The organism is Nostoc sp., assembly GCF_036919895.1.
GTDB lineage: Bacteria > Cyanobacteriota > Cyanobacteriia > Cyanobacteriales > Nostocaceae > Nostoc.
Genome location: NZ_JBALBW010000093.1, coordinates 46512 through 67048, shown reverse-complemented (window position 1 = coordinate 67048; position 20537 = coordinate 46512). Strand labels below are relative to the sequence as shown.

21 protein-coding genes and 1 pseudogene are annotated in these 20537 nt (G+C 42.4%); 11 read left to right on the top strand and 11 right to left on the bottom strand.

Features of this window, described 5'->3' with window-relative positions:
• Positions 1 to 211: 211 nt before the first annotated feature.
• Positions 212 to 1633, bottom strand: coding sequence for an NADP-dependent isocitrate dehydrogenase (locus V7K55_RS19060; protein WP_334834087.1), 1422 nt, complete (start codon positions 1631 to 1633; stop codon positions 212 to 214).
• A gap of 276 nt (positions 1634 to 1909) precedes the next feature.
• Between V7K55_RS19060 and V7K55_RS19055 the strand changes: the two genes are divergently transcribed.
• The 6 genes from V7K55_RS19055 to V7K55_RS19030 all read left to right on the top strand — a co-directional run bounded on the left by V7K55_RS19055 (position 1910) and on the right by V7K55_RS19030 (position 6450).
• Entirely contained in the window at positions 1910 to 2638 is a 729-nt protein-coding gene (locus V7K55_RS19055; RefSeq protein ID WP_334834085.1) for a GUN4 domain-containing protein, read from the top strand.
• 25 nt (positions 2639 to 2663) lie between these two features.
• Positions 2664 to 2834, top strand: coding sequence for a type II toxin-antitoxin system HicB family antitoxin (locus V7K55_RS19050; protein ID WP_334834083.1), 171 nt, complete (start codon positions 2664 to 2666; stop codon positions 2832 to 2834).
• Between the two features lie 59 nt (positions 2835 to 2893).
• On the top strand, positions 2894 to 3139 hold the full coding sequence (locus V7K55_RS19045; protein ID WP_334834081.1) for a hypothetical protein: 246 nt from the start codon (positions 2894 to 2896) through the stop codon (positions 3137 to 3139).
• A 51-nt stretch (positions 3140 to 3190) separates the two neighbouring features.
• A complete protein-coding gene (locus tag V7K55_RS19040; RefSeq protein WP_334834079.1) occupies positions 3191 to 4288 on the top strand; it encodes an ABC transporter ATP-binding protein in 1098 nt (365 codons plus the stop codon).
• 228 nt (positions 4289 to 4516) lie between these two features.
• Positions 4517 to 5140, top strand: coding sequence for a Uma2 family endonuclease (locus V7K55_RS19035; RefSeq protein WP_334834077.1), 624 nt, complete (start codon positions 4517 to 4519; stop codon positions 5138 to 5140).
• Positions 5141 to 5670: 530 nt separating this feature from the next.
• Positions 5671 to 6450: a superoxide dismutase gene (locus V7K55_RS19030; RefSeq protein WP_334834074.1), complete on the top strand. Its 780-nt coding sequence runs from the start codon at positions 5671 to 5673 to the stop codon at positions 6448 to 6450.
• Positions 6451 to 6590: 140 nt separating this feature from the next.
• Here V7K55_RS19030 and rsmG read toward each other — a convergent pair whose 3' ends face one another.
• Both rsmG and V7K55_RS19020 read right to left on the bottom strand, forming a co-directional pair.
• Entirely contained in the window at positions 6591 to 7325 is a 735-nt protein-coding gene (gene rsmG, locus V7K55_RS19025; protein WP_334834072.1) for a 16S rRNA (guanine(527)-N(7))-methyltransferase RsmG, read from the bottom strand.
• Between the two features lie 84 nt (positions 7326 to 7409).
• Positions 7410 to 8084 (bottom strand): ABC transporter ATP-binding protein, encoded by a 675-nt coding sequence (locus tag V7K55_RS19020; RefSeq protein WP_334834070.1) that lies wholly within the window; start codon positions 8082 to 8084, stop codon positions 7410 to 7412.
• Between the two features lie 317 nt (positions 8085 to 8401).
• On the opposite strand from V7K55_RS19020, the gene V7K55_RS19015 reads away from it, so the two are divergent.
• The 3 genes from V7K55_RS19015 (at position 8402) to V7K55_RS19005 (ending at position 10325) form a co-directional block, all read left to right on the top strand.
• The gene (locus tag V7K55_RS19015) at positions 8402 to 9358 is read left to right on the top strand and encodes a Sll0314/Alr1548 family TPR repeat-containing protein (RefSeq protein WP_334834068.1); all 957 of its coding nucleotides are present in this window, start codon (positions 8402 to 8404) and stop codon (positions 9356 to 9358) included.
• A gap of 74 nt (positions 9359 to 9432) precedes the next feature.
• Positions 9433 to 9885, top strand: coding sequence for a DUF3531 family protein (locus V7K55_RS19010; protein WP_094333058.1), 453 nt, complete (start codon positions 9433 to 9435; stop codon positions 9883 to 9885).
• An 8-nt stretch (positions 9886 to 9893) separates the two neighbouring features.
• On the top strand, positions 9894 to 10325 hold the full coding sequence (locus V7K55_RS19005) for an NUDIX hydrolase (RefSeq protein WP_334834065.1): 432 nt from the start codon (positions 9894 to 9896) through the stop codon (positions 10323 to 10325).
• Here V7K55_RS19005 and V7K55_RS19000 read toward each other — a convergent pair.
• Positions 10320 to 10520: pseudogene (locus V7K55_RS19000) on the bottom strand (hypothetical protein). The gene V7K55_RS19005 and the pseudogene V7K55_RS19000 overlap by 6 nt on opposite strands.
• Positions 10521 to 10640: 120 nt before the next feature.
• Positions 10641 to 12158 (bottom strand): hypothetical protein, encoded by a 1518-nt coding sequence (locus V7K55_RS18995; RefSeq protein WP_334834063.1) that lies wholly within the window; start codon positions 12156 to 12158, stop codon positions 10641 to 10643.
• Between the two features lie 228 nt (positions 12159 to 12386).
• Here V7K55_RS18995 and V7K55_RS18990 point away from each other — a divergent pair, with 228 nt between their 5' ends.
• Positions 12387 to 12890, top strand: coding sequence for a DUF29 domain-containing protein (locus tag V7K55_RS18990; protein WP_334834060.1), 504 nt, complete (start codon positions 12387 to 12389; stop codon positions 12888 to 12890).
• 7 nt (positions 12891 to 12897) lie between these two features.
• On the opposite strand, the gene V7K55_RS18985 is transcribed toward V7K55_RS18990, so the two are convergent.
• The 6 genes from V7K55_RS18985 to mfd form a co-directional block, all read right to left on the bottom strand.
• Positions 12898 to 13107: a type II toxin-antitoxin system HicA family toxin gene (locus V7K55_RS18985; RefSeq protein ID WP_334834058.1), complete on the bottom strand. Its 210-nt coding sequence runs from the start codon at positions 13105 to 13107 to the stop codon at positions 12898 to 12900.
• Complete coding sequence (locus tag V7K55_RS18980; RefSeq protein WP_334834056.1) at positions 13104 to 13307, bottom strand: type II toxin-antitoxin system HicB family antitoxin; 204 nt, start codon at positions 13305 to 13307, stop codon at positions 13104 to 13106. Before V7K55_RS18980 ends, V7K55_RS18985 begins: the two co-directional genes overlap by 4 nt.
• A gap of 94 nt (positions 13308 to 13401) precedes the next feature.
• Complete coding sequence (locus V7K55_RS18975) at positions 13402 to 13740, bottom strand: type II toxin-antitoxin system RelE/ParE family toxin (protein WP_334834054.1); 339 nt, start codon at positions 13738 to 13740, stop codon at positions 13402 to 13404.
• On the bottom strand, positions 13724 to 13987 hold the full coding sequence (locus V7K55_RS18970) for a hypothetical protein (RefSeq protein WP_334834052.1): 264 nt from the start codon (positions 13985 to 13987) through the stop codon (positions 13724 to 13726). Before V7K55_RS18970 ends, V7K55_RS18975 begins: the two co-directional genes overlap by 17 nt.
• 358 nt (positions 13988 to 14345) lie before the next feature.
• Positions 14346 to 15161: a GNAT family N-acetyltransferase gene (locus tag V7K55_RS18965; protein ID WP_334834050.1), complete on the bottom strand. Its 816-nt coding sequence runs from the start codon at positions 15159 to 15161 to the stop codon at positions 14346 to 14348.
• Between the two features lie 189 nt (positions 15162 to 15350).
• The gene (gene mfd / locus V7K55_RS18960) at positions 15351 to 18932 is read right to left on the bottom strand and encodes a transcription-repair coupling factor (RefSeq protein WP_334834048.1); all 3582 of its coding nucleotides are present in this window, start codon (positions 18930 to 18932) and stop codon (positions 15351 to 15353) included.
• Positions 18933 to 19172: 240 nt separating this feature from the next.
• On the opposite strand from mfd, the gene V7K55_RS18955 reads away from it, so the two are divergent.
• Positions 19173 to 20501 (top strand): hemolysin family protein, encoded by a 1329-nt coding sequence (locus V7K55_RS18955; protein WP_334834046.1) that lies wholly within the window; start codon positions 19173 to 19175, stop codon positions 20499 to 20501.
• Positions 20502 to 20537: the final 36 nt, after the last annotated feature.

The following is a 20537-nucleotide window of genomic DNA, read 5'->3' as shown; positions in this document are numbered from 1 at the left end:
TCAGTATTTTTTGCAAATAAAATGCCATTTCGCTTTTTTAAAATGGTTGATTTATCAGAGGATGTCTGAAAAGTATTAAGTATTTGTTGATCCCCCGTAACCCCCCTTAATCCCCCCTTGCTAAGGTGGGAAACCGGAAATCCAGTTCCCTCCCCAATACATACGGGGAGGGTTAGGATGGAGTAAAATTGACTAATTAATCCTAATAGAATTAACCAAAATGCTGAATAATTGCCTCAGCAAATTCAGAACATTTTAAGGGTTCAACTGGCGGTTCTAGCAACCGGGCTAAATCGTAGGTGACTTGACTATTTGCGATCGCATCGCTTAAACCTTTCTTAACTAAGTCTGCGGCTTCTTGCCAACCCATAAATTCCAGCATCATCACACCAGACAAAATCACTGAACCAGGATTAATCCGATCTAAGCCGGCGTGTTTGGGTGCAGTACCGTGGGTAGCTTCAAATATGGCACTAGAATCACCAATATTTGCCCCTGGCCCCATTCCTAATCCACCAACAATGGCCGCAGCAGCATCAGACAGATAATCGCCGTTCAAGTTCATCGTCGCCAAAATCGAATACTCATCCGGTCTGGTTTGGATTTGTTGAAAAATACTGTCAGCAATCCGGTCATTCACCAAAACTTTCTCTTTCCATTTACCCTCGCCGTGGGTTGCCCAAATTGTGTTAAGAACAGTTTCAACTTCCTTGACAACTTGCGCTTTCTTGTCTGGGGTAAGATTATCAAACCCAGGCTCAATCTGGCGGGCGTTTTCTTCCAAAGAAATATTCGGATTTTTTTCCTTGTTACTCAAAATCCAAGATTCTTGTTCGGTGACAGTTTCTTGGCGAAATTCGCTGGTTGCTAGTTCATAACCCCAATCGCGGAAAGCGCCTTCGGTGTACTTCATGATGTTGCCCTTATGCACCAAAGTCACCTGTTGCTTATTTCTAGGCAAAAGCAAGGCGTGTTTGATAGCACGTCTAACTAGGCGCTGGGAACCAGTTTTGCTGATGGGTTTGATGCCAATGCCAGAATCAAGAGGAATGCGTTTTTTCCCATGTTCTGGGGTGGCGGGGATTAATTCTTCATTGAGAATTTTAATTAAGCGATCGCCGATTTCGCTACCTTGTCGCCACTCAATGCCTAAATAAATATCTTCCGTATTCTCCCGATAAACAATTACATCCAACTTTTCGGGATTTTTGTGAGGTGAGGGCGTACCTGCATAGTAACGGCATGGACGCACGCAGGCATACAAGTCAAAAATTTGTCGTAGTGCCACATTTAAAGAACGAATTCCCCCGCCAATGGGAGTAGTCAAAGGCCCTTTAATAGCAACACCATACTCTTCAATTGCCGTGAGAGTATCTTGAGGCAAATACTGATAAGTTCCGTATAAATCACAAGCCTCATCACCAGCGTAAACCTTGAACCAACTAATTTGACGCTGACCCTTGTATGCTTTAGCTACCGCAGCATCGAGAACTTTTTGGGTAGCAGGCCAGATGTCGATACCTGTACCATCGCCACGAATAAAAGGGATAATTGGATTGTCCGGTATGATTGGTTCACCATTTTTGAAGGTGATTTTTGCTCCGGCTGCTGGGGGGGTAATCTTGTCGTACATCTTTCACACACTCCTAATCGATACGCTGCTAGTCAAAAAATCCTTATGTGGCAGGCTTGTATATTTTGCTATGTCTTTTGTTCACCAAGCCAGAAGGCACAGATTTTCCCCCTATTCCCCTTGTACATTATTTGGGGATTAAGTGTGAGATTTCAGTGAAGCGATCGCAATTTTGTACGATCAAAAATAGTAAACTACTTTTCGCTATCAATGCTTCACTTTCGAGAATGCCAGATAGCTTACCACTCTTTCACTGACCGCTAAAACGAGAATGGCATGACAGACCCAATGATTTTATCAGGCCCTGCTAATGACATCGACTCCCTCCGACGACCGTTAATTGCTGGGTCTGAAAAAGTCCAACAGCAGATAATCCCACAGTTAGCTGAGTTGGGTAATGAGGGATTAGACGTGTTGATGGAATTTTTACTGAAACGACGTGAGAACCCAGCAACTTGGATTGATGGCAAAGCTTACCAAGTCCTTTACAACTCTGATGCACCTCAAGCCAAAGAATTTTTGCGCTCTTGTTTTCCTGAAGGAATTGTACCTCTAAAATCAGAGTGCGGCATTAACTACAATTCTTTGCAACAGCTACTTGCTGCTCAAGACTTCCAAGCAGCCGATCGCGTCACCATCGAAAAAATGTGTGAACTATCAGGGACAAGGGCTGTACAACGCAAATGGTTGTACTTTACTGAGGTAGAAAATACCTCGGCTGTTGACTTGCAAACCATTAACAACCTCTGGTTAGTCCACTCCGAAGGTAAATTTGGCTTTTCAGTGCAGCGAGAAATCTGGTTGAGTTTAGGTAAAAATTGGGAGAATTTCTGGCCAAAAATTGGCTGGAAAGAAGGTAATAACTGGACGCGATACCCCAACAGCTTTACCTGGGATTTAAGTGCGCCTAAAGGTCATTTACCCCTCTCTAATCAACTACGGGGGGTACGAGTCTTTGCTTCTTTACTCTCTCACCCAGCTTGGACAAAGAATCCAGAAAAATGATTTTGAGCCTACGGACAAATAGATTATGATCAATCCCACCAACAGAGAATTCTACGTAATCATTGAACGGGATGAAGATGGCTACTATGTCGGAAAAGTCCCTCAGCTACAAGCCTGTTACAGTCAAGGAGAAACAATTGATGAGTTGATGACTAACATGAAAGAAGTAATTGAACTTTGTTTAGAGGATGTCTGAGAAATTCAAAATTTCATCCTGTAGCAAGATATATTAGGGTACGTAAGGGTAAGCCAGAAATGGAAGAAGATTTACGTTCAGAGTATGACTTAAAAAGTCTAAGACTTAGAAAGTTCGTCCCTGAACGAAAGAGCTTTGGTAAGACAACAATTCGTTTAGAACCTGATGTTGCGGAGGTTTTTCCCAATGCCGATGCAGTCAATGAGGCTCTAAGATTTCTGATTAGAGTTGTGCAGGACAACCAAGTTTCTGCACTTACAAAGCAGCTTCATAGTCACTCAGATGGGGCGGATAAAAGCCCGTAGTGCTGAGTTAAAAGTGCCGCAGATCCCAAACTGAAAATATCAAATTGGATAATGGCAAACGTTCGTCTAGAAGATATTAAGCGTAGATTCAATAATGTCACCGCTATTGAGGATATTACCTTTGAAATTCCCGATGGCGAGTTTTGGGTTTTAGTTGGGCCATCGGGTTGTGGTAAATCGACAATTTTGCGAACGATCGCAGGTTTAGAAACTGCCACATCTGGTAAACTCTTCATTGGCGATCGCTTGGTCAATAATATCCCAGCCAGACAACGAGATGTGGCGATGGTATTCCAAAACTACGCCCTCTATCCTCACATGAGCGTGGCGGAAAACATCGGCTTCGGGTTGCAGATGCGGAAAGTTGACCGAAAAATCATTCAAGAACGAGTGATGAATGTGGCGCGATCGCTTTCTCTGGATCACCTGCTGGATCGTAAACCCAAACAACTCTCTGGGGGACAGCAACAACGGGTAGCATTAGGAAGAGCGATCGCTCGTGAACCCCAAGTGTTTTTACTTGATGAACCTTTATCTAATTTAGATGCCCAATTGCGCGACGATACAAGAGCAGAATTAAAACAATTGCATCAAGAATTGGGCATTACAACAATTTACGTCACCCACGATCAAGTTGAAGCGATGACTTTGGCTGATAAAATTGTCGTGCTAAATCGCGGGCGAATTCAACAAATCGGCGATCCCCAAACTATTTACGCAAGTCCTGCTAATCGGATGGTGGCAAGTTTTTTAGGTAGTCCGCCAATGAATATCCTACCTGCAATTTATCAAGATAACGGTTTTGATGTCAGTGGACAGTTCTTAACGGTTTCGGCAGAGGTGAATGAAAAATTACGGTTGCGTCAGGGATACAGTTGTGATTTGGGGATTCGTCCAGAGCATATTTTGATTCACGAACCGCCAAGTCGCCAAGAAGTAAATGAGAGTCAGCTGATTGTAGAAGTTAAAGTGGTTGAACCCTTGGGAAGGGAAACTTTAATTCGTGCTGGCTTACCTGGTTCGGCGGTGGTGTTGAATATTAAGGTAGGTGGGGATATGCGGCTGCGTCCAGGCGATCGCCTTTTTCTACAACTTGATTTAAATCACTTGTTTATATTTGATCCCAAAACTGGGGACAGAATATTATAAGCGCGTAACTCTGAACCTTGCCCTTGCGTGGTGCGATGCCTGCGGCGGGCGTAGCCATCGCGGTCACTTGTTAACCCAATAGCGAAAATTTGCTGTATCTCTTGCTGAGTAAGAATCTTGGCGCGTCCATGCCGATTTACTTTCACCTTTCACCGCTACACCCCATTAACTCTTAATTTTCAGGTTACAGCAGTGATAAGTGTTTATATCCATAATCAGGATGAAATAATGATTCAATCACTACAAAAACTATTTACATTTGATGAATATTTAGAGTTGTTAGAAACACAACCGGAAAACATTCGTTATGAATTACACGATGGAGATATTATTCAAATGCCGCCACCATCAGGCAAACACGAGCAAATAGTAGCATTTTTAACAATGATGTTAGGGTATGAGTGTCTTCGTCTTAAACTTAATTACGGCATACCTAAAACCGCCACAGTGAAGCCAGAAAATAAAATGTCAGGGTACTATCCTGATGTTTTATTAATGAATTTTTCTAACTTGGGTAATGAACCATTATGGGAGAAACAATCTATCCTTAGTAAACCAGATTCAATTCCATTAGTGATTGAAGTAATCAGTACTAACTGGAGAGATGATTATCATAAAAAGTTTGCTGACTATGAAGAAATGGGTATTCAAGAATATTGGATTGTGGATTATGCTGCTTTGGGTAGCAAGGAATTGATAGGCGATCCCAAACAGCCAACAATCACAATTTACTCTTTAAGTGATGAGGGTGAATATCGTGGGAAACAGTTTAGAGGTGACGACCGTATAGAGTCGCCAACATTTCCAGATTTAAATCTAACCGTTGAACAAATTTTTTCAGTACGTTATTGATAAAAACCTATTCGCCGCGCTGATAATCGCCAAAAATAATGCTGAGGATGATTTGCGATCGCTGCTAGAGAATAGTGCGAGTAGTTTTAAATAAATGTCAGAGGTTTAAAAGCCATAAGAGGAATGAATTCCTACTAGCTAGGGATATTAATTGAATGGAAACAAGAAGGTGATAGAGTCGTCAGCTTAACGCCAAGTCTAACTAGCTTGTACAGCGCATAAAAAAGCCACTAACCACATCACACCCAATCAATCGACCGTCATACCCCATAATTCCCTTAACACCCCGTAGCGCCTCTTGTGGCGGCGGAGTTTGTTTTTGGTGGTTGGGTGCGAACCTATGATTAGTTGTAAAAAGATAGTTTAAGTAAAAATACATAACGTTTTGAATATTAGTACTTAATGTTACAATTCTTGTAAATAGTTTCTTAAACTGCCATAAATAATCGCAAATTTCCAATTTTTTGTAGCCAAAATCTAAGAAAATAAAACTGCAATAGAGATTTAATTAATTTGCTGCAAAAACTTATATGACTATTAATCGACGCAATTTCTTGTTTTTACTCACAGCAGGTGCGGGTGCTTTTGTATTCGATGCTTGTGCATTGGCAGAGAAATCTCCTAAAGGAAACACTGCAATTCCTGAAACAACACCTGAAACAACACCAAATAAAACATCAGAAAAAACAGGGGCTATCCAACTACCGCCTTTACCTTACGCCTACGAAGCACTGGAACCACACATCGATGCTAAAACGATGCAATTCCACCACGATAAACACCATGCAGCTTATGTAAAAAACTTGAATGCGGCCTTAGACAAACACCCAGAACTCAAAGGCAAAACTATTGAAGAACTGTTGCAGAAACTTGACAGTGTACCACAAGATATTCGCAAAACAGTACGCAATAATGGCGGCGGTCATGTGAATCACTCAATGTTCTGGGAAATTATGAAGCCAAAAGGTGGAGGAGAACCAACAGGAAATATAGCCTCCGCGATTAATCAAAGTTTTGGTAGTTTTGCAGCTTTAAAAAAACAGTTTAATGAAGCTGGTGCTGGTCGTTTTGGTAGTGGTTGGGTTTGGCTAGTGCGTAATAAAGGTGGCAAGTTAGAAGTGACAACTACAGCTAACCAAGATAGTCCCTTAAGCGTAGGTAAATATCCCATTCTAGGTAATGACGTATGGGAACATGCATATTATCTCAATTACCAGAATCGCCGCGTCGATTATTTAGATGCTTGGTGGAACGTGATTAATTGGGATGAGATTAACAAGCGGTTTGCAGTTGCAAGTAAATTAGCTTAAATATTGGCACGAAGCGAGAGATAGAAAAGCTTATCTTCCGCACTGTCAAAGTAATTCATAATTACAATTAACAAAGTTTTGTACCCTTTCTAATTATGAATTACGTTAGCGTAGCGGGGCGTTAGCCCATTACGAATTATTTAAAGGGGCTTTTGAGTAGGTACACCAATAGCACGGGGAAACTGAATTGGTGTGGTGGCTACCTTACGCAAATACACACAGTGCCGGATGCTGTGACTCAACGGTGTTGTAAATTGTTCAATTGATTCAATAACGCCACCCAACTGCTTCATAGCATTCTGCAAAACTGTGGTTTCATCCTTTGTCCAATTGCCGCGATAAATTATAGCTAAACCTCCCTGTTTGAGCAGTGGTAGGGTATATTCTGCACAAACAGAGGCTGCACCTACAGCACGGATCAATGCAATATCGTAAGCTAGTCGATGCTGAGGGTTCTGACCGATTTCTTCAGCCCTACCAACAAGAGTTTTGGCATTATTAAGGGCAAGTTCAGTTAATATATTGTCGAGAAAAGTAATTTTTTTTCGAGTGGAATCGAGAAGAGTAATTGTGCAATTAGGTACTGTAATTGTCACTGGAACACCTGGAAAACCTGCACCTGTACCTATATCGATAAGAGTAGGGGGAGCAGAGGATAAATTTGCTGATAATAGGGGTACAATTCCTCGGAGGGAATCCCAGAGATGTTTTTCCCAAAACTCTTGGGGGTCAGTAATGCGAGTTAAATTTAGTTGATGATTACCTTCTAGGATTAATTCATAAAGCCTTTGGAATTGTGCTTGCTGTTGGACAGTCGGTTGCCAATTCAAAGTTTGCTGCCAGATTTCTGCCATCTCAGGCAATAAGTTTGTCATTTATCATTTGTCATTTGTCATTCGTCATTCGGTATGGGGTATTGAGCATAGTTATTCTCCCCCTGCTCCCCTGCTCCCCTGCCCTCACACCGATGGCAGAGGTTCTTTAACTTTGGATTCCAGTGTCTTTGGGTCTACTGATTGTAGTTCGCCGTGGTTGAGTGTCCAGCAACGATCTGCGATCGCTAACAGATCCCCAGCATCGTGTGTAACTATCAATAGTGTCCAATCTTGTTTCAGCTTTGCTAATAAATTTACCAGTTGCCGACGCATTGACCAATCTAACCCAGCAGTCGGTTCATCCAATAACAGTAAATTTGGCTGGCGAATCAATTGCACCGCCAAAGCTAAACGCCTCTGTTGACCGCCACTCAAAGCATGGGGAGCAGCAGAAAGCGATAAATGCTCTAAACCCACCTCAGTTAGGGCCTGTCTAACTCGTTCTGACCCTAACTCAGGATGTCCTAAACGCAATTCTTCTAAAATTGAACCACCGCAAAAGTGGCGTTCTGGAAACTGAAATACCAACCCAGCCAATTGTTGTAGCTGTTCAGCTACAAGTTCCTGTTCTCGCCAAAAGAGTGCGCCAGTAGTGGGTTCAGCCAGTCCCGACAAAATTTCTAATAAGGTACTTTTTCCCGAACCACTGGGGCCAATAATCAGACCTAGTTGCTGGGGTGCTAATTCCAAGTTGATCGATTTAAGAATCGCTGTTGGACACGCTGTAGGGTGATAATTTACATTTCGGAGATAGAGCATTTGTTAAGATTACCAAAAAGTCAGCAAATTACTGATTAGCTACACTGAGAGGATCTGGAAAATTCTAGAAAAATTTATAGCGTATTACCTGAATTAACACCTTAATCTAGCAGCAAGAATCATCCAATTTTCCTCCATTGTGGCAGACTCACCCTGAAAACTTTGGCTATGACGAGCCTGGAAACATGGAAAAATTACCAAAGTCAACCTTTATATAAAAAATTTGGGTTGAGGCAGAGGCAAATTAGAATTAATCATTTTTTGCATTCTAAGTAACACATACAATTATTTCAACCGCAATTATTCTGAGGGTTAAAATGACTAAAAGGTTTTCTCCACCTCAATTAGTAGTGCCTCATAGACTCACTACCCTTGCTCAGACTACTCTTGGTGCTGCGATCGCTTTTGGCGTTGCCCCTTGGGCGATCGCACTTAATATCTGGGTAAATCCCTCGCTGGCTGGCGATCCCTTTCGCAACAGCGAACCTCATCAAATTGGCGACCAAACAGAAGCCGGTTTTAAGGCGATTTTCCAACAGGGCAACTATCCAGCAGCAGAGCGTTATCTAGAACAAGCAATATCCAAAGAGCCAAATGAACCTCTAGCTTATGCGATGAAAGCATCTTTGGCATACGGAAATAAGGATTGGTCTAAACTAGACACCTACAGTCAAAAAACTCTAGAAGCTGGACAAAAACTGATTGCTAGCGATCCATTGCGTGGTAATTTATACACTGCTGTTGGCCATTTTTTAGAAGGAGCAGTAACTCTCAGTCGTAAGGGTACTGTCAATGGTGTACCGGAAGCTTTTAGTCGGCTGCGGCAAGTTTATGAATATTTAGATAAAGCTGAAGCGGTTTCTGCCAACGATCCAGAACTGAATTTAATTAAGGGTTATATGGATTTACTGTTAGCGGTTAATTTGCCTTTCGCTAGCCCAGATCAGGCAATTGGACGCTTAGAAAAAAATGCTGCTCCTGGGTATCTCGTGGATCGGGGTATTGCTCTTGCTTACCGGGATTTAAAACGATATCCACAGGCACTAGAATATGTGAATCGGGCGCTCAAAACCACATCTGATAACCCAGAAATTTATTATCTCAAAGCCCAAATCATGAAAAACCTAGGGCAAAAAGAAAAAAGCCAGCAGATGATCCAGGAAGCGATCGCTAATTTTGATAAAGCATTGACTAAAAAATCCCAACTCCCAGGTGATTTAGTCAAACAAATTGAGAGTGAACGCAAAAGTGCTGTTAGCTTGAAAAATCCTTAACACCCATTCTCCACTCTCCACTCCCTACTTTGATATGCTTATTTGCAGAAGAATAATTGAGATATTAGACCAAAATGGAGATTCAGTTCCGCGAAATTAATCCTTTTGATATGTGGATTTGGCTGAAATTCAGCACAAATCCTTCTGCGCGTGAAAAGCAGTATGTAGAAGAAGTTTTCAATTCCTGGTTTTATTTAGGTAAATTAGGTGCATTTAATGCAGAAAATCTCCAGGTGCAGGACACTGGACTCGATATCAGCTACATGAATTATGATGAGCAAGGCTATGACAAAAGCTTACTAGCACTGATGCACAACATCGGTGAGTTTGAATATGAGGGACAGTGGGGACGTTGTTGGTTTGATTTAGGAACCAGTGATGCGATCGCATTGGATATTTTACTCAACGCCCTCACCCAGCTAAGTCAGGAATATGTCACCATTGAAGAATTGTACATCGGTGGTGAAAATCCAGATTGGCCTATTGAGGATAGCGAAAGTCGTCCTCAGTCTATTTATGATAATTAGTTACAAAAATGAATAAAGCTGGCGAAATTCGGGTAATAGCCTTGGGGCTAATTCGGAATGGCGAACGCATATTTCTTTCTGAAGGCTACGATCCCGTCAAGCAAGAAACATTTTATCGGGCTTTGGGCGGTGGTGTCGATTTTGGTGAAACCAGCCACGCTGCCTTAGAACGGGAGTTTCAAGAGGAAATTCAGGCAGAGTTAACGAATATTAAATATCTAGGTTGTATAGAGAACCTGTTTACATTTAATGGTAGGCAAGGTCATGAAATTATTCAGCTTTATCAATGTGACTTTGCTGACTCAAAATTTTATAAACTGGAAAGTTTAATTTTTTCAGAATCACAACATCATAAACATAAAGCATTATGGATAGATATTTCTCGTTTGAAATCAGGAGAATTCAAATTAGTACCTGAAGTGTTTTTTGAATATTTATAAATTAGTTTTACCCGCACGGTATTCAGCCATTGGCTCGGCTGCAAGTTTGGCAAGTACTTCTGGAGAACGGGCAAAAGCTTCATCCCAAGAGCGTTCATCTTCTAGTTATTCCAAAATCATCGCCGCGATCGCATCTTGTTCATTGGTAGGCAAATTTTTGAGTTTAGCGATCGCTTGTTCAACTAGCTCTGTCATGGCTGTTATATGAAAGTCATACGATAAATTATCCCTACTTGCACTCTGTTGGGGTTGTTAGAGTGCGATCACTTTATATTGCCAGCCAGGATAGATGAAGTTGGTTAGTCGATAACAGAGCTATTTTTTACGCCAATATCCTTCAACATCAGTTCCATCCTTACGACGATAACCTTGAACATGGACTTTTCCACTTGAATTACTTGATGAATTACTGCCCCAAAAGTTAGTCGTAGCCCGTTGCTGGTTGGATGTATTGTTATCCCAAGAATTATTAGTAGTTCGCTGTTGATTTACTTGTTTGAGTTTTTCCTCTTGCTGCCGATGTTCTTGTCTTAGTTTCTCTGCCTGTAGTTGCTGCTCTCTATTGAGACGTTCTTCTTTCTGTTTCTCTAATCTCAAACGTTGCTCTCGCACGCGAAGTCTCTCTTTTGCACGTTGCTCTTTCTTGCGCTGTTCTTCTTGGCGTTTCCAGTCTCTCAACAATCGCTCCCAATCCTCCAAACCTAACTGAGGATTCCTGATTGGAGGCTGAGATGTTTCCCAACAAAAGCTATAAGCCTCAGTTTCAAAGTTAGCGCCAACGGAACTAAACATAGATTGATTTAGCTTTTCACTATTTCCTTGAACTTGTTGAAGAATAAAATTTGGCAACGATGGAACAAGACTATGTTCAGGCTGCTTTTTTCCAAAAAGTCCTTCAAAAAAACCAACTTTTGAAGGTTTAGGAATTGCGCTTTCAAGAACCCAAAGTTTGACTGTCTTATCCCAGCTACTACTTACAAGTACCTGATTATTAAAACAAAAAGCGACTGAGCTAACTCCTGCTGAGTGAGCAGGGAAAGAGGAATCTAGAGTACCTGTTGTCAGATTCCAAATCTTGACGTAGCCATCATCGCCACCGCTTACGAGAAACTGACCATTAGAACTGAAACTTAGACTACGTACACTACCTGAATGCCCTTGAATATAGCATTTAGATAATCCAGTTTGCATATCCCACAGAATGATATCCCCATCATCATCACTGCTTGCAAGAATTTTCCCATCAGGGCTGAATGCAACTACACGTACATCTTTTGAATGGGTTGAAAATGAGAAAATCTCATCGTGTATGTTAGTTCTCCAAATCTTGACTTTATGATCGCAACCACCACTCGCAATCAATGAACCATCAGGACTCACAGAAACAGACTGCACATAACTTGAATGTCCTCGAAGGGTTTGAATCTCCTTCCTTTCTTTCAAACTAAAAATTTTAACTGTATGGTCATCACTTCCACTTACTATAAAGTCATAAATTGGAACCACAGCTACTGCCGTCACAGGTTGAGAGTGAGTGGTAAAAGTTAATAATTCCTGAGATGTTCTCAAATCCCAAACTCTAATGGTGGCATCATCGCCACCGCTAATCAAGCCATTACCTTTTGGAGTAAAGGTAATGGAACGAACAGATTTTGTATGTTCAAACGGATGGGTCAAAAGTTGACCACTATTGAGATCCCATAATTTGATTGTCTTGTCATCGCTGCCACAAGCAATAATTTGGCGGCTTGGGTTTATGGATAGGGAGCGCACACCACCTAACCAACTAGAATCACCATTGAATGTGTGAGCCGGATACCATGATTGACTCATAAGATCCTCTAAATTTTCTGTGGTTTAGACAATTGAGTTCTTTGATCAGTATTCCCAAGATTCTCAAGCTATCTAACGTAGGTAAAATCAACTTTTGATCCAAGTCGGGTATGTCATCTGTGCGAATAATGGTGTAGCTGCGATCGCTGATCGCTCTCCATAGCAGAATTACTGGAGTTTGAGACAGTTCTACAATAAATGCAAAGACGTTGAGGTTGAACTAACCTAATGCGTATACCTGAAACTAACCCACAGATACCAATGCCTTCACCAAGTCTCTACGAAACTGATTTTTACGCTTGGACAGAGGAACAAGTAACTTTACTTCGCAATGAGCAGTGGAGTCAGATTGATCTGCAAAATCTGATTGAGGAGATTCAATCTTTGGGTAAACAGCAACGTCAAGAACTGCGAAACCGTCTGAGTGTGTTGATTGGACATTTACTAAAATGGCAGTACCAGTCTCAACGCCGTAGCCGTAGCTGGTTAGCAACACTTCGGATTCAACGCTTAGATATTGCTGAACTGCTCGAAGACAATCCTAGCCTAAAGCCTTACCTTGAAGAAGCACTTCGCAAAGCCTACCTTAAAGGTGTCGAATTAGCTGTTGGAGAAACAGATTTGCCCAAGCGTACTTTTCCGGTAGAGTGTCCTTACAGTTTGGTAGAGATTATGGACTATGATTTCTACCCCGGTGAACCAAGCAAGTTACTAGATGAATCAGAGCAGTAATTTGAAATTAAAGTAAATCTTCTTCAGATAGCTGGGCTATTTTCATCAAGGCTTTCAAGGTTCCAACTTTCAAATCTTGATTGCGGTGAACAGGAATTGACAGGATTTTTTGTACTTCAGGGTTTTCATAAATATGATGACTGCCAGTGGTTCTTTGCAAAACCCAACCTTTTTGTTCCACAATCTTACAAAGTTGCTTGCCAGAAATCGATTTCATACAGCAATTTCGACAATTTGATCTGTTGACTCAATTGCATTACGACTGTTGGCAACTTCAAGCCAACCTTCAATAGCATCTTTTAAATTAGCCATCACTTCTTCTATGGTGTCGCCTTCGGTAATACAACCGGGAAGCGCGGGAACGTCTGCCCAATAGCCGCCTTCTTCTGCTGGATGAATAATTGCTCTAATTTTCATAAACCTGTTGAGTTAGTTTGTGAGAATATGCTGAAAACCATATTTGTTTGCTCTTAACTGTGGCTGATTAAATCAGAGCGATCGCCTTTAAATCCTAAACTCCACCTTCTAACTCCTCTAAGTCATCTACTGTTAGTGGTGCTTGGCCACTGTGACGCACATACAACACATTAACTGTAGTACCTCGAATTGTAAAAATTACTCGGTATACGTTTTTGGCTTTTCCATAAAGAAGTTGGCGTACTTCTTCTGGAAAAATTTCAGGCTCGACTGCTAAGGCACAACGTTGGGGCTTCTCTTGTAGGGTAGCAATAGCATTCATCAATTTTCGAAACCAACGATCGGTAAATTCAGGATTACGCTCTCGATACCAGCGATAAGCTTGCTCAATCTGAGTTTCCGCGATTGGGGTAATCTCAACCTGAAATGCCATACTTTTGCTGCATTTCTTGAACGAAATTTTCAATGGGGCGAGTGTTACCAGCGTTAAGTTCCTCGAAACCTTGTCCAATTCCAGCAATTGTCTCTAACTGATCGATCAGTTGGCGTAATTTGTTGGGGTCGATTTGGGCAGGGTCTAGAAAGGTGACGAGAACTTGGGAGCGATCGCTAACATCTTGCGGTAGGTGGGTAAGATGAATTTGTCCATCCTGATAAATGCCCTCGATAGTTTTTATCATAAGTTGAAGTCGGCTTGGTATTTCCTTTAATTCTACTAACTAGATTCAAAGGGTTGGGTTTGAAATTCCCACCTGCTCAAAAGCTTTGCGGCAATCTGCTACTTTTCAATGATTTAAATCAGAGCGATCGCTAACATCTTGTTGTAACTGGGTGAGGTGAATTTACCCGCATTTCTCACAAGCTTTAAGCGAAGAAGTGGCAGAGGGGCGGAGGAGCAGAGGGGAAAGAAATTATACAATATCTCACCTCTGCTCCCCTGCTCCCCTGCACAAGCGCAGGCTTTGAGAGATGTGGTGAGAAATCCGGGATTTACTCATATTGATAAAAGCCTTCGATAGTTTTTTTCACCAACTGTTTCTAACCGAGTTCCAAACTTGTCACAGCAAATACACGATTAATAGGTAAGCTAGGCATTCCTTTGGTATACATCCGAGCAGTTTGAAACATTGGCTGTAACCCACAATATTGAACTAAAGCGATCGCTTGTAAGTTGATATCTGGCACATCAATAAATACTGGAACATCAGGATTTTGTGCAAGCAAGGCAATAAATAGGGCTTCAGCAATTTTCTCATCATTGGCAAATAACGGCCCAATTCTTAAACCTGTATGAGCAGGGCGGATAACTCCATAACCAGTAAGATACCCATCTTTGAGAACCCCTAATGCAGCACTTCCTGGTTGCTCAATCCAATGTTGCAGAAACAGCGATCGCTGAGAGGGAAAAAGTTGGCAATCGTAAGCCAGCAATTTCTCAAAAGGTACTGTTCTTAGTTCAACGATACCAGGAGGCATAACACCGCCGCCAACTCCTTCATAACGAATATGGTTGTAAGCAATTTTGAAACCAGACTTTTTGTAATTATCTTGTTGAGCTATTACGCCATCTAAACCGATGTTACGGTCAGTAGACAGATAAGCCATTGCCTGATTCCAAATTTTCATACCCAATCCAAGCCCACGAAACTGCGGCTTCACAATGTAAAAACCAAGAAAGCCGAAATAGCGATCGTAAGCTACAGCAGAAATACATCCCACAGGCTCACCGTTCAACTCACCCAAGAAAAAACCGCGATCGTCAGTTTGATAAAAAGATTCAGCATCATACCTGCCTGGATTCCAGCCTTCGGCTGCTGCCCAAGTAATCGCCAAATCCACTTCCGATCTGTTCATTGGGCGAAGGATGAAGTTGTCTATGGTCATAACATATTTTTGCTGCTGGGCTGTCAATTATTTAAAGTCGCTTTGGCAAGCATAATGATAAACTCTTAACATTTTTATACTTAATAGCTATGCTTGCTTCGTTTATTGCCTCAGTGTTGTTTTTGTATTCAGAAAAAGGAGAAACTTGAGCAAAACGGATCAAACAACAGCCGCCTCTGGAATCGCACCCTGCATTCTCCCAAAAGCATCAATCAAATTCTGCAATTGTTGATCTGCTTTAAAAACTCCTAACCCGCGCACCGTCACTTTACCAGGAGAATACACAAACCGCGTCTTGAGATTTTCTGGTAAATTCGCCGCCAGCAAATTCCAAGCGGGTTCTTCCATTGGAGTTTCTAAAACGACGTGCTGCTTTTGTTCTGGTTTAATCCGGCTAAATCCGAGTTTTTTCGCTAGCTGTTTGAGTTCCATGACTCGCAAAAGTTGATTTGCCGACACTGGTAAAGTACCATAGCGATCGCTCCACTCGGCTGCAATTAGCTTTAATTCTGATTTAGATTTGGCTGTAGCTACCGCCCGGTAAGCACTCATCTTTTGATCCAAATCGGTAATGTAATCTGCTGGGATAAATGCTGTGAGATTAAGGTCAATCTGGGTATCCTCCACTTTCGGAATTTCTTGTCCTCGGATTTCCCGAATTGCTTCTTCCAGCATTTCCATATATAAATCAAAGCCGATAGCATCCATTTGACCGGATTGTTCAGCACCTAGCAAGTTACCCACGCCTCTGATTTCCATGTCGCGCATCGCTAGTTGATATCCAGAACCTAGCTGAGTAAATTCCTGAATTGCTCGTAATCGTTGCCGCGCCGCATCAGATAATGTCCGTTGCTTGGGATAAAATAACCAAGCATGGGCTTGAATACCTGCACGTCCCACACGACCGCGTAACTGATACAGTTGTGCTAATCCAAAGCGGTGAGCATCTTCAATCAAAATGGTGTTAACTCGCGGAATATCTAAGCCAGATTCAATAATTGTCGTGCAAACAAGGATATCTGCATCGCCATTACTGAAAGTGAGCATGGTTGATTCTAACTCGCTTTCATCCATTTGACCGTGAGCGATCGCAATCCTAGCCCCTGGTAACACTTCTCGTAAATTTGCTGTTGTCTCTTCAATGCCATCTACTCGTGGAACTACATAAAAAACCTGCCCGCCTCTGTCTAATTCTTGACGAATTGCACTGCGGATACTTTCGGAATTAATCGGTGAAAGATGGGTTTTAATCGCTCGTCTACTTGGGGGTGGTGTGGTAATCAAACTCATTTCCCGAATTCCCGACAAGGACATATACAAAGTCCGGGGAATGGGAGTAGCGGAGAGGGTAAGCACGTCCACTTGAGTTTTCAAGCTTTTAATTTTCTCTTTCTGGTTAACTCCAAATCGCTGTTCTTCATCCACCACCAACAGTCCTAAATCGCGGAACATCACACCTTTACCCAAAAGTTGCTGTGTACCAACAACTACATCTAATTCACCCGTTGCTAATCGTTTTTGAATATCGCGGCGTTCTTCAGCAGACCGAAAACGGTTGAGCAAACCGACATTCACGGGGTAAGGTGCAAAACGTTCTTTGAGTGTGTGGTAATGCTGCTGTGTTAAAATAGTCGTTGGCGCAAGGAGTGCCACTTGTTTACCGGCGATGACTGCTTTGAAAATAGCACGAATCGCCACTTCCGTCTTTCCGAAACCGACATCGCCACAAACTAAGCGATCCATTGGGCGATCGCTTTCCATGTCACGTTTTACATCTTGTACTGCTTTAAGCTGATCCGTTGTGGGTTGGTAGGGGAAAGAATCTTCCAATTCTTCCTGCCAAGGCATATCACCTGGATAGCTAAAACCTTGTTGTTGCGATCGCGCTGCATACAGTTTCAACAAGTCCACCGCCAATTTTCTGATGGCTTTGCGGACTTTATTCTTGGTATTTTCCCAGGCTTTACCGGTCATCCGGTTGAGTTCCGGTGCTTTATCACCTCCGGCGCGGAACCGAGATAAAGCACCCACTTGATCGGCGACAACTCTTAATAACCCATCAGCATACTGCACCACTAAATAATCACGGATTTCATTATTAATTGTCAAACTTTCCAGCTTGACAAATTTACCAACACCATGATTTCTGTGAACTACATAATCGCCTGGACGCAGTTTATTGGGATCGACTTGTTTAGAAGTAGCTTTATGGCGCTTGCGGATATAGCCAGGAGTCGCCAAAGAATGCTGTCCAAAAAATTCCCGATCTGTAACGATTACTATTCGGTATGTCGGCAGGATAAAACCTTCTAATTCCGCAAGACCAGAATATTTTAAGGCTATGGGAATATGGTTAATTTGCAGCTTATCGATCGCTTGGTAGTCGCGGGGATTGGGGATAAACTGAGCCGGACAATCATGTTCTTGCAACAGCGAGACAGAACGCGAAGGTTGAGCAGAAAGTAGCCAGATCGAGAAATTGCGATCGCGTTCTTGGCGGATAGTTTCAGCTAGTTTCGCAAACTGGTGCGGCGTAACTGGAAGCGATCGGCTAGAAAGGTTGATCCCGCTATTTTCCTCTGACAGTTCCGATAAATATAGTGTTTTGAATTTGGCAATATCAGCCAAACACTCATCAAAAGACCGATGAATTTTCGGCAATATTAGGGGATTAGATTCTTCCCCATGACCCATTTTCCATTGTTCCTCAGCATTTTCTACCCAGCGATCGCTATGAGCATGGCACTGTTCTGGCTCATCAATGGCAATCAAGGTATTTTCTGATAAGTAATTTAGCAGAGATGCTGGTTGCTCAAAAGCCAATCCCAAAAAGCGACGACTACCTTCCAATAATGATGAGTTCTCAGTGCTAAGTTCTGAGTCAGAATCTAACTCATAACTCTTAACTCTTAACTCAGAATTATTCTTAAGTGCTGCCATCACAATAGGAGCAAAGCTAGTAGGGGTAAGAATTAACTGCTCAACTTTATCGAGAGCAGAACGTTGGGTTGCTGGGTCAAATTCTCGTATTTGCTCGATTTCATCGCCAAACCATTCCAACCTTACTGGAAATTCAGATGAAACTGGGAAAACATCAACAATATCACCCCGTCGGCTCCATTGTCCTTCCGTTTCCACCAGAGGTACTCGTTCGTACCCCAGAATAGTGATTTTCTCACTGAAGACATTCAAATCTAATTCCATCCCTCGCTTCAGGGTAAGACAGAATTGCCCAAAAGCCTCTGGTGGTGGTAAATGTGGTTGCAGCGCCCCTTGAGTAGCCACAATCGCTAAATTTGTCATTTGTCCTACCCTGCGGGAAGCAGCTGGCGCGTCTATGTCATTTGTCCTTTGTCCTTGGTTTGTTTCTAATGACAACTGACTAATGACCAATGACTCTTGATTTTTACGCAAATCTGCTAGTACCTGCATTTGTCCCCAACTCATCTCAGTTTCCGGGTCAAAAGGTTCGTAGGGAGAAGCCTCGGAGGTTGGGTAAAAATGTACTGTTTGCCATCCCATTGCCTCTAATTGTGCATAAACGCGTCCAGCTTCTTCCAGAGTGGCGCAAACTACAAATAAATCCTTACCCTGAGCCTGTGCTAACGCTGAAGCTACCAAACCCTTGGGTAATCGAGAAATGCCATTTAACCGCAATTCTTGTTGTCGGTTTAGCTTAGAAATAAATTCAGTGGTGAGCGGCGATCGCGCTAAGGCACGCACAATAGAAGAAAATGACATAAGTACTACTAGCGGTGGGAGTCTTTGTGAGCCAGAAAATCTTGAGGCAGTTTATGTCAACTATTTTAAAAGTGTTGACAGCCTTCTTCTTATTTCGATGGAAGCATAATGCACATCAACTAATAGACTTAAGAACTATAACTACTACTTTGTGTACAGTCAAAGCATTTATAGAAGCACCTTTAATACTAGATACTAGGTATTGAGCTACATTCGCTCTGAGAAGCGGCAATTTTAAACATGTCCCCCATCACTTTTGAAATTTTAATCATTTTGGTGCTAATTATTGCCAACGGCGTGTTTTCTATGTCTGAGATGGCGATTGTCTCAGCCCGGAAAGTCAGGCTACAACAGCTTGCCAATCAAGGAGATGCCAAGGCAAGGGTAGCATTGAAACTCGCTGAGTCTCCAAATCATTTCCTGTCAACCGTTCAAGTAGGTATTTCCCTAATCGGTATCCTGACTGGTGCTTTTGGAGGAGCAACAATTGCCAGTCGGTTGGCAGTTTATGTAAAACTTGTCCCTTTGTTAGCACCTTATAGTGAACCGCTCTCCTTCGGAATAGTGGTTTTGCTGATTACCTATTTCTCACTAATTGTTGGCGAATTGGTACCGAAACGTCTGGCATTAAATAATCCAGAAAAGATTGCCTCGATTGTAGCTATTCCGATGCAAGCCTTGGCAGCGATCGCTTCTCCAGTAGTCTTTCTATTAAGCGCTTCTACAGATTTGATCCTGCGAGTGCTGGGAATTACAGCTTCTACTGAGCCGCAAGTTACCGAAGAAGAAATTAAAATCTTAATTGAGCAAGGCACTGAGGCGGGAACCTTTGAGGAAGCCGAACAGGATATGGTGGAGCGAGTTTTTCGTTTAGGCGATCGCCCCGTCAGCTACTTAATGACACCTCGTCCCGATATTGTCTGGTTAGACTTAGACGACTCTCCCGAAGAAAATCGCCAAAAAATGGTTGATAGTGCCTATTCTCGATATCCAGTTTGTCAGGCGGGACTTGATAATGTGCTGGGTGTGATCCCCGTCACCGACTTATTAGCCAGGAGTTTCCGAGGAGAACCGCTAGACTTGACAGTGGGGTTGCGACAGCCCGTATTCGTGCCAGAAAGCACCCGTGGTTTGAAAGTTTTAGAATTGTTCAAGCAAACCATCACTCACATGGCATTAGTAGTGGATGAATACGGCGTAATTCAGGGATTAGTTACTCTCAACGACATCATGAGCGAAATCGTGGGTGATGTTCCTTCAACGGATGGACAGGATCAACCCCAAGCAGTACAACGCGAAGATGGTTCCTGGCTTTTGGATGGGATGTTACCTGTAGAGGAGTTTTTAGAACTTTTTGGTATGGAAGAGTGGGAATCTGAGGAACGCGGCAGTTATCAAACTTTAGGCGGTTTTGTGATTACCCATCTAGGTCGTATTCCTGCCGCAGCAGATCATTTTGAATGGCAAAGTATGCGGATTGAAGTAATGGATATGGATGGGAACCGTGTTGATAAGGTGCTAGTCGTACCAAAAGCAGCGAAATCAGTAGATCCGAAAAAATCTGACTAGCGATCGCTGAGGAGTTTGTACAGACGCGATTAATCT